This is a genomic window from Rubellimicrobium arenae, assembly GCF_017916275.1.
In the GTDB taxonomy this organism is placed as follows: domain Bacteria; phylum Pseudomonadota; class Alphaproteobacteria; order Rhodobacterales; family Rhodobacteraceae; genus Rubellimicrobium; species Rubellimicrobium arenae.
Window position 1 is genome coordinate 449,160 of sequence record NZ_JAFMST010000002.1, and the last position, 9,164, is coordinate 458,323.

The following is a 9,164-nucleotide window of genomic DNA, read 5'->3' on the forward strand; positions in this document are numbered from 1 at the left end:
TGGGAAAGGGCAAAGGTTCAATGCCGGCAGACTAGGCCCGACGGCGCCCCGCGCTGTAGTCAGGATATCCGGACCCGGCGCATGGCCGAACCCGCCCCGCCAGGACCGCCCCGTCCTTGCCAATGCGCTGTGCCTCGGCCACATCTGGGCGGGACACTACGGGGGACGGCCCGCAATGGCGGTGACGGTCGGACAGCAGGCACGGATCTGGGGCGTGACGGCGCTCGTCTTCTTCCTGTTGCTCTGGTTCCTGGGAAACGTCCTGCTGCCCTTCATCCTGGGGGCCATCGTGGCCTACCTGCTCGATCCGCTCGCCGACCGGCTGGAACGGGCGGGGATGAAAAGGGTCTGGGCGGTGGTGCTGATCACGCTGTCCGCCCTGCTTGCCATCGTCGTGGCCAGCCTGATCATCGTTCCGACCCTGGTGAACCAGGCCACGGCCCTGATCCAGATCACGCCACAGCTCGTGACCCAGGCCGGAAACTGGCTGACCGAACGGTTTCCGACCCTGGTCGAGGCGGACAGCCCGCTGCGCCAGCAGATCTCGGAGGTCGGCGCGGGCATCCAGCAGCGGGCGGGTCAGCTGCTCAACACCCTGCTGAGCTCGGCCGTCGGGGTCATCAACGGACTGCTCATCGTGATCGTGGTCCCGGTGGTGACCTTCTACCTCCTGCTCGACTGGGACGCGATGGTGGCGCGGATCGACGACCTCCTCCCGCGCGAGCACGTGTCGACGATCCGGGCCCTGGCGCGGGAGTGCGACGACCGGCTGGCCGCCTTCATCCGCGGACAGGGCCTCGTCTGCCTCATCCTGGGGACCTACTATGCCGTGGCGCTCGCCATGGTCGGGCTCAACTTCGGGCTGGTGGTGGGCGCCATCGCCGGGGCGCTGACCTTCATCCCCTACGTGGGCGCCCTCGTGGGCGGGCTCCTTGCCAGCGGGCTCGCGCTTTATCAGTTCTGGGGCAACTGGGTCTGGGTTCTCGCCGTCTGGGCCATCTTCCAGTCGGGCCAGTTCGTGGAAGGCAACTTCCTGACTCCCAAGCTGGTCGGCGAGCGGGTCGGCGTGCACCCGGTCTGGCTTCTGTTCGCGCTGTCGGCCTTCGGCGCGCTGTTCGGCTTCCTGGGCGTGGTCGTGGCGGTGCCCGTCGCGGCCGTGCTGGGCGTCCTGGTCCGGTTCGCCATCGCCAAGTACAAGGAAAGCCGCCTTTACCGGGGCGCGCGGATCTCATGATCGATGAGCAGCTGAGCTTCTTCGCGGCCGAGGACTGGCCCGAGAAACCCCGCCGTGCCGCCCGCACCACCGCCCCTGCCCTGGATGCCGAGCAACTGAGCTTCGACTGGGCGCTGCCGGTCTCGCTCGGCCCCGAGGACTTCTTCGTGTCCGAATCCAACATGGACGCCCATGCCATGATCGCGGGAGGGCTCCGCTGGCCCGAAGGCAAGCTGGCCCTGGTCGGACCCGAGGGCTCGGGAAAGACGCACCTCGTGCGCATCTGGCAAAGCCTGACCGGAGCCGAGCGGCGGGACTCCCGGGAACTGACGGCCGAGCTTCCCCCGCCCGGGTCCGCCGTGGCGGTCGAGGATCTCGAGTCCCTCCCGCGTGAGGCCGAAACGGCCCTGTTCCACCTTCACAACCATCTGGCCGCGACGGGGGGACGCCTGTTGCTGACGTCGGACCGGCCGCCGTCGCGCTGGGGCGTGCGGCTGCCCGACCTCGCCTCGCGCGTGCAGGCCACCACGGTGGTGCGCCTCAACCCTCCCGATGACGCGCTGGTCGAGGCGCTGCTGGCCAAGCAGTTCGCGGACCGGCAGCTCTTTCCCGCGCCGGGGGTGCTGACCTTCGTGGCGCGCCGGATCGAACGGTCGCACGCCGCCGCCGCCGCCGCCGTGGCCACCCTGGACCGCGCCAGCCTGTCCGAAGGCCAGCGCGTGAGCCTGGCCCTGGCCCGGCGGGTCCTCGACAGCACGGACGCCGGCTTCTAGCCTGCAGGTTCCCAGGAGAGTATCGATGCCCGACGCCGACTTCCTCAAGTCGCCCTTCCCGGCCCCCCTGGCTCCGCCTGCCGACATGACGGGGCCGGCCCGCTTCTTCAACCGCGAGCTGTCGTGGCTCGGCTTCAACTGGCGCGTGCTGGAGGAGGCCCAGAACCCGCGCGTGCCCCTGCTCGAGCGGCTGCGGTTCCTGTCGATCTCGGCCACCAACCTGGACGAGTTCTACACCGTCCGGGTCGCGGGCCTGCGCGAGCTGTCGCGCGCGGGCAGCACCGCTCCCTCCCCCGACGGGCTGACCCCGGCACGGCAGCTGGCCCTGATCGACGCCGAGGCGCGTCGGCTCATCGCCCGGCAGCAAGCCACCTGGGAGGTGCTGAAGGCCAAGATGGCGCAGGAAGGGATTGTCATCCTCACCCGCGCCGAGGTGACCGAGGAGGATGCCCCCTATCTGGAGGAATTCTTCCTCAACCGCGTCTTCCCGATCCTGTCGCCCCTGGCCATCGACCCGGCGCACCCCTTCCCCTTCATCCCGAACGAAGGCTTCGCCCTGGCCCTGGCCCTCGAGCGGACGGGCGAGCGGCGCAGCTTGCGCGCCCTGCTTCCGCTGCCGCCGCAGGTGGACAGGTTCGTGGCGCTTCCCACCGCCGGCGGATCGCGCTTCCTGCCCCTCGAGGAGTTGCTCCTCCTCCATCTTGACCGCCTGTTCCCGGGCTACCGCCTGACCGGCTCCTGCGCCTTCCGGGTCCTGCGCGACAGCGACCTCGAGGTCGAGGACGAGGCCGAGGACCTGGTGCGCGAGTTCGAGACCGCGCTGAAGCGCCGCCGCCGCGGCGAGGTCGTCCGGCTCAAGATCACGGCCGGTGCTCCGCCCTCCCTGCGGGGCCTGGTCATGGACAACCTCCATGTGGAGCCGGGCGAGGTCGTCGAGGTGGACCGGATGCTGGGCATCGGCAGCCTGTCGGAGCTCGTGCTCGACTCCCGGCCCGACCTTCTCTGGCCGCCCTTCACGCCCCGCGTGCCCGAGCGGGTCCAGGACCATGGCGGCGACATCTTTGCCGCGATCCGGCAAAAGGACATGCTGCTGCACCACCCCTACGAGACCTTCGACACGGTGGTGCGGTTCCTCCAGCAGGCGGCCCGGGACCCGGACGTGGTCGCGATCAAGCAGACGCTCTACCGGACCTCGCGCAACAGCCCGATCGTGGACGCGCTCTGCGAGGCGGCCGAGGACGGCAAGTCGGTGACGGCCCTCGTGGAGCTGAAGGCCCGCTTCGACGAGGCCGCCAACATCCGCCAGTCGCGGCGGCTCGAACGCGCGGGCGCGCACGTGGTTTACGGCTTCACCAGCCTGAAGACCCACGCCAAGGTCAGCGTCGTCGTACGGCGGGAAGGGGACAGGCTCGTCACCTACACCCATTTCGGGACCGGCAACTACCACCCGATCACCGCACGGATCTACACGGACCTGTCGCTCTTTTCGACCGACGCACGGCTGGGGCGCGACGCGACCAAGCTCTTCAACTACGTCGGCGGTTACGCGACGCCGGAAGGGATGGAGAACCTCGCCATCTCGCCGCTCACGCTCAAGCCCCGGCTCCTCGAGATGATCGCCGCCGAAGCCGACCACGCCCGCGCCGGCCGTCCGGCGGCCATCTGGCTGAAGGTCAACTCGATCACCGAGGAAAGCCTGATCGACGCCCTTTATGCGGCGTCGCAGGCGGGGGTGAGGATCAGCCTGATCGTGCGCGGCATCTGCGGCCTGCGTCCCGGCATCGCCGGCCTGAGCGAGAACATCCGCGTCAAGTCGATCATCGGCCGGTTCCTGGAGCATTCACGGATCGTGTGCTTCGGCAACGGCTATGGCCTTCCGGCCCGCCGGGCGCGGGTCTTCCTGTCCTCGGCCGACTGGATGGGGCGCAACATGGACCGGCGCGTCGAGACGCTCGTCGAGGCCATGAACCCCACGGTCAAGGCGCAGATCGTGGACCAGATCATGGCCGCGAACCTCGCGGACGTGGCGCAGTCCTGGGTCATGATGCCGGACGGCGGCTTCGTGCGCGCCCGGCAGCCCGATGACGGGAACGCCTTCTCGTGCCACAAGTTCTTCATGGAGAACCCGTCGCTTTCGGGACGCGGCTCCAAAGGCGCGGCGGACGTCCGCCCGCTCACCTTGGGCGAGGCCTGATCCGTCATTGACGACGGCGTGGCCCGCCCCACCTCAGCCCAGAACAGGATCCGGACGCCCATGACCAGCGCCCCTGACGCCGACCTTTACACCGGCGCCCCTCCCCCTTCGGCCTGGGGAGAGGCGCGACCCTTGTTCGATGGAAGCGTGGGCGCAACGCTGCATGTCGGCGTGGTCGATGTCGGAAGCAACTCGGTCCGGTTCGTGGTCTTCGACGGGGCGGCCCGGTCCCCGGCCTACTTCTACAACGAAAAGATCATGTGCGCCCTGGGCGCGGGGCTGAGCGAGTCGGGCCGCCTCAATCCCAAGGGTCGCCTCCGGGCGCTGGACGCGCTTTGCCGCTTCGCCGCCCTCGCGCGGGGGATGGGGCTCGAGACCATGATGGCCGTGGCCACCGCGGCGGTGCGCGAGGCCGAGGACGGCCCCGACTTCGTGGCCGAGGTCGAGCGGCGGACAGGCCTGCGGCTGCAGGTCATCCCCGGCGACGAGGAGGCGCGGCTGTCGGCGCAAGGGGTGCTGCTGGGTTGGCCAGGGAGCTACGGGCTCGTTTGCGACATCGGCGGCGCGTCGATGGAGCTGGCCGACCTCGCCAACGGCAAGGTCGGACGGCGCGTGACCTCGCCGTTGGGCGGTCTCAAGCTGCAGGAGGTGAAGGGCGGGCCCAAGGTCCTGTCCCGGCACATCTCCGAAGTCATGGCGCGGCTCCATTCCGACATGGACCACGAAACGGGGATGCGGATCTTCCTGGTCGGAGGATCCTGGCGCGCGATCGCGCGGGTGGACATGGACCGGCGGAGCTGGCCGCTGACGGTGCAGCACGAATACCGGATGACGCCCGCCGCCGTGGCCGCCACCCGGGCGCATATCGAGTCCGCGGACCTCGGCGCGCTCCAGAAGAAGCTGGACATTTCGGGCGACCGGATGGCGCTGGTCCCGGTGGCGGTGCAGGTGCTGGACGAGCTTTGCCGCGTCTTCAAGCCCAAGGACATCGCGGTCAGCTCCTACGGCATCCGCGAGGGGATGCTTTATGAGCGGATGCCGCCCGCGCTGCGCGAACGCGACCCGCTGCTGGAGGCCTGCCGGTTCCAGGAGCGGCGCGACGCGCGGCTTCCGGGCTTTGGGCGCGTGCTGTTCAACTTCGTCCAGCCGCTGTTCCCGGACGCGGACTGGCAACGGCGGCGCATCATCGAGGCCGCCTGCCTGCTGCACGACGTGAACTGGCGCGCCCACCCCGACTACCGGGCCGAGACCTGCGTGGACGCCGCCACCCGCGCCAACCTGGGCGGCATCAAGCACGAGGAGCGGGTCTATCTGGGCCTTGCCCTGATGTACCGCTATTCGTCCCGCCGCGAGGGCACGCGGTTCGATCGCCTGTTCAAGCTCCTGTCCGACGCCGACGCGCGCGAGGCCGAGGTGCTGGGCCGCGCCATGCGGCTGGGCGCGATGCTCTGGCTCGGGGCGCATGACGCCCCCGGCGTGTTCCGCTGGCGGCCCGAGAAGAAATCGCTGACCCTGACCGTCGAGGCACGGGCGCGTCCCTTGTTCGGCGAGGTCGCGAAATCCCGGCTCGACGCGCTCGCGCAGGCCATGGGGGCCGAGGCGAAGGTCATGTTCACCGACGACTGAGCCGGGCTCAGAGCTCCACCTGAGGCCGGGACGAGGGCGCGGCGGGCGCGGGCTCGGCCCCGGGCGGCGTCCAGGCCGGCGCGTCGGGGCTGCGGCGCAAAAGGATGTCGCCGTTGGGCAGGATCTCGGGAGGCTCGTAGTTCGAAAGGGAGTCGATCTGCCCGAACACCTCGAGGAAGGCCGGTCCCATCTCTGCGGCGAGCTGCTGAAACAGCGGAAGATACTCGGCCCCGATCCCCGCGAGGTCCTGCAACGGCGGGGCGACCTCCTCGATGAGACCGCGCAGGAGCAGGTCCGCGCCCTGACCAAGAAGGCTCTGGTCGTCCTCCGTCGGCTGGGCGGCCAAGGGCGCAGCCATGAACGTCGCGACGAGGGCAAGGGGCATCAGGCGGATCATCGCCCGCATATAGGTCGCGCCACGCCCTGTTGAAGCCTTAGAGGTCGATATCCAGCGTGACCGGGAAGTGATCCGACGCATGGAGCAGCGCGGACCGCAGGTCCTCGTCCTCCCAGCAGGCCGGGTTGTCGAAGGGGTGCCAGATGCGCCAGCGGGGCTGCGCGGCCATCAGGTCGGGCGAGATCATGATGTAGTCGAGCAACGCCGACAGCCAGTGCCCGTCCGGCGGGATGCGGAAGCGGGCCGTGGCGGGGGCTGCGGCCGTGCGCCCCGATAGCACGCGGGCGGCATGGGGATCGTGGAGCCGGACGCCGTTCTCGCCCAGGACGATCTCCACGCCGGAGCGACCGAACAGCTTCTCGTATTCGTCCAGCCCCGGGCCGTCGTTGAAGTCGCCCATGACGATGAGCGGATCGCCCGCCGCGAGATGCCGCTCCACCCGCGCCCGGAGCCAGACGCATTGGGCGAGCTGCTTGCGCCGGTTCTCGATGGCGATCCGGCGGACCTGGGCTTCGCTCCGGGCGCCGTGCGGCGCCTTGGATTTCGCGTGGACGCCGATCAGGCGCAACTCCCGGTTCCGGACGGTGCGGACCGCGACCTCCAGCGGCGGCTTGGACCATGTGACCGGCTCCGGCAGGCCGTCGCTGTCCAGGTCCACCCGGAACGTCCCGTCGAAGCGGGGCGGGTCACCGTCCTGGGGATCGTGGAACGCGGCCAGGACATCCGGATCGAACAGGAGCGCGATCTCCTGCTGCGAGCCGCTCGGGAAGCCTGTCAGCACCTCGCGGGCACGCAGGCCGAAGCGCCGGGCAAATCCGGCCAAAGCCTCGCTGCCGTCGTGGCGCCCCCGGCGTCCATCCGGCGCTTCGACGACCATGACCGCATCGGCGTCGATAGCCCGGAACACCCGGCCCAGGGCCTGGGTCTGCTCGTGGCGGGTGACCCCCTCGCGTCCGCTGCGCCCGCCGTCGTCCCAAAGCCGGGCCCGGTCGTCGAACAGGTAGTCGAACCATTCGACGTTGTAGGTCGCAAGGCGCATCAGGCGGCCTCCGAGATCTGCTCCCAGGCCCGGTTGATGGTGATGAGCCGCTTCTCGGCCATGCGGATCGCCTCCTCGGGCAGGCCATGGGCGATCAGCCGGTCGGGGTGCGTTTCGCGCACCAGGGCGCGCCAGGCCGCGCGGACCTGCTCGACGGGGGCGCCATGCGGCACGCCCAGGACATCGTAGGGGTCGCGTTCGGCATCGGGGACGAACTCGGCCCGGATGCGCAGGAACTCGTGCTCGGGCAGGTCGAAGATCTGCGCGACCCGGAACAGGAACTGGTTTTCCTCCGGGTGGTAGTCGCCATCGGCGACGGCGATGTGGAACAAGCCCTCGAGGAGGTCAGCCAGTTGCACTGCCCCCTCGCCGAACATGCCCCGGATGCGCCGGGCGTAATCCTCGAAGCCCGCGATGTCCTGCCGGGCCAGGTCGTAGACCCGGGCCACGTTGCGCTCCTCGCCTTCGGGAATGATGAAGACCTCGCGGAAGGCGGCCACCTCGTTCCGGGTCACGAGCCCGTCGGCCTTGGCGATCTTGGCCCCCAGCGCCACCATCGCGATGGCGAAGCCCACGGTCTTCTCGGGCGGGGTGCGGAGCCGCTCGAACAGGGTGGACAGGCCGTCGCCGCGCGTGAGGCGCGACAGGAGTTCGGTCACGCGCGTCCAGATGGACATCAGGTGTATTCTCCGCAGTTCCAAGGTCACAGGCGGCGGCCCATCAGCACGAGGTCCAGCCAGCGGCCGAACTTGTAGCCCACCTCGGGCAGCCGTCCATGTTCGCGAAAGCCGCAAGCGGCGTGAAAGGCGATCCCAGCCGCGTTCTCGGCGCTGATGGCGCCCCACATCGTGTGCTTGCCCTGCGCGGCCGCCGTGTCGGCCAAGGCATCGATGAGCCGGCGACCGATCCCTCGCCCGCGCGCGTCCGGCCGCAGCAGGATCGTGTGCTCCACGGTCTGCGCGTAGCCGTTCCCGGCGCGGAACGGGAAGCATCGGGCGAAACCGAGGACCTGCCCACCCTCCTCCCATACGAGGAACGGGTCCGCGCCCTGCGCAAGGGCCGCGATCTCGTCCTCCGATCGTTCGGTCGTATGGAAGATGTGGGTGGTGTCGCGGATGACGGGGGTCCAGATGGCCCAAAGGCCCGGGGCATCCGTGGGCAGGGCGGGACGGATCACAACGTGACCTCGCCCTCGGGACCGGAGAAGCGGGCGCGCAGGCCGGGCTCGTCCGCAGTGACGAAGCTGATCCTGGGATCCGTTAACCCGGGCAGTAGCTCCCTGAGGCGGGGCGCCCGCGGGTGTCCCACCTCCAGGGCGACCAGTCGAACGCCCTTGTCGGACAGGCGGTCCGCGGGATGGTGGCCGGGCGACCATTGGATCAGCGTCGGATAGGCGCCCCCCCAGGGCATGCTCCCGTCGGGCGGCACCGTCACGGTCCAGGACAGATCCCCACGCGACAGGGGCAACGCCTCGCCGACCTCGGGCGGGGCGGCGGCCAGGGCAGCCGCGAGGTCGGGCACCCGCACGATCCAGTTGCCCAGGCGCGGCGCGCCGGGCTGATCGAGGCCGAACCAGCGCGGCATCCCGGGGGCGGTCCCGGGCTCGGGCGCGATCACCTCAAGGTAGAGCCCCGGCCCAAGCGACAGGAGGCGGTTGTGCGTCCCGAATCGTTCGTGCCGTCCGCCGGGGTCGAGTTTGACGCCGAGGCGCTCCTCGGCCCAGGCTACGCCCTCCTCGAGCGAAGCCGCGGTAATGGCGAGATGATCCAGTTGCATGGCGGCGAATCCTTGGTTCGGCACGGCGCTAGCCCTCTACTCCATCGGCTGGGGTGGCCTCCAGCAGCTGCAGGACGGCGCGGGCGGCGAGGGGGATGGGGGTGCCGGGGCCGAAGATGGCCTGGACGCCGGCCTGGCGGAGGGCG

Annotated in this window: 9 protein-coding genes; 4 read left to right on the forward strand and 5 right to left on the reverse strand. The window is 70.1% G+C overall.

Translation table 11 applies throughout. From position 1 onward, the window contains the following. The first annotated feature begins 175 nt into the window (after nt 1–175). From J3P31_RS04790 to J3P31_RS04805, 4 genes are read left to right on the forward strand one after another with little or no spacing between them, the layout of a single operon-like run. On the forward strand, nt 176–1,234 hold the full coding sequence (locus tag J3P31_RS04790; protein ID WP_210527247.1) for an AI-2E family transporter: 1,059 nt from the start codon (nt 176–178) through the stop codon (nt 1,232–1,234). Continuing rightward, nucleotides 1,231–1,986 carry a P-loop NTPase family protein gene (locus J3P31_RS04795; RefSeq protein ID WP_210527248.1) on the forward strand — a complete coding sequence of 252 codons (756 nt, stop codon included), beginning with the start codon at nt 1,231–1,233 and terminating at the stop codon, nt 1,984–1,986. Before J3P31_RS04790 ends, J3P31_RS04795 begins: the two co-directional genes overlap by 4 nt. A 25-nt stretch (nt 1,987–2,011) precedes the next feature. Continuing rightward, nucleotides 2,012–4,180: an RNA degradosome polyphosphate kinase gene (locus J3P31_RS04800; RefSeq protein WP_210527249.1), complete on the forward strand. Its 2,169-nt coding sequence runs from the start codon at nt 2,012–2,014 to the stop codon at nt 4,178–4,180. A gap of 60 nt (nt 4,181–4,240) precedes the next feature. Beyond that, a complete protein-coding gene (locus tag J3P31_RS04805; protein ID WP_210527250.1) occupies nt 4,241–5,806 on the forward strand; it encodes a Ppx/GppA family phosphatase in 1,566 nt (521 codons plus the stop codon). Nucleotides 5,807–5,813: 7 nt separating this feature from the next. On the opposite strand, the gene J3P31_RS04810 is transcribed toward J3P31_RS04805, so the two are convergent. From J3P31_RS04810 to J3P31_RS04830, 5 genes are read right to left on the reverse strand one after another with little or no spacing between them, the layout of a single operon-like run. Beyond that, complete coding sequence (locus J3P31_RS04810) at nt 5,814–6,191, reverse strand: hypothetical protein (protein WP_210527251.1); 378 nt, start codon at nt 6,189–6,191, stop codon at nt 5,814–5,816. 49 nt (nt 6,192–6,240) lie between these two features. Next, on the reverse strand, nt 6,241–7,242 hold the full coding sequence (locus J3P31_RS04815) for an endonuclease/exonuclease/phosphatase family protein (RefSeq protein WP_210527252.1): 1,002 nt from the start codon (nt 7,240–7,242) through the stop codon (nt 6,241–6,243). Further along, nucleotides 7,242–7,919 (reverse strand): molecular chaperone DjiA, encoded by a 678-nt coding sequence (locus J3P31_RS04820; RefSeq protein WP_210527253.1) that lies wholly within the window; start codon nt 7,917–7,919, stop codon nt 7,242–7,244. Before J3P31_RS04820 ends, J3P31_RS04815 begins: the two co-directional genes overlap by 1 nt. Before the next feature lie 26 nt (nt 7,920–7,945). Beyond that, nucleotides 7,946–8,419, reverse strand: coding sequence for a GNAT family N-acetyltransferase (locus J3P31_RS04825; RefSeq protein ID WP_210527254.1), 474 nt, complete (start codon nt 8,417–8,419; stop codon nt 7,946–7,948). Continuing rightward, nucleotides 8,416–9,018, reverse strand: coding sequence for a VOC family protein (locus tag J3P31_RS04830; RefSeq protein WP_210527255.1), 603 nt, complete (start codon nt 9,016–9,018; stop codon nt 8,416–8,418). Before J3P31_RS04830 ends, J3P31_RS04825 begins: the two co-directional genes overlap by 4 nt. Nucleotides 9,019–9,164 lie beyond the last annotated feature (146 nt).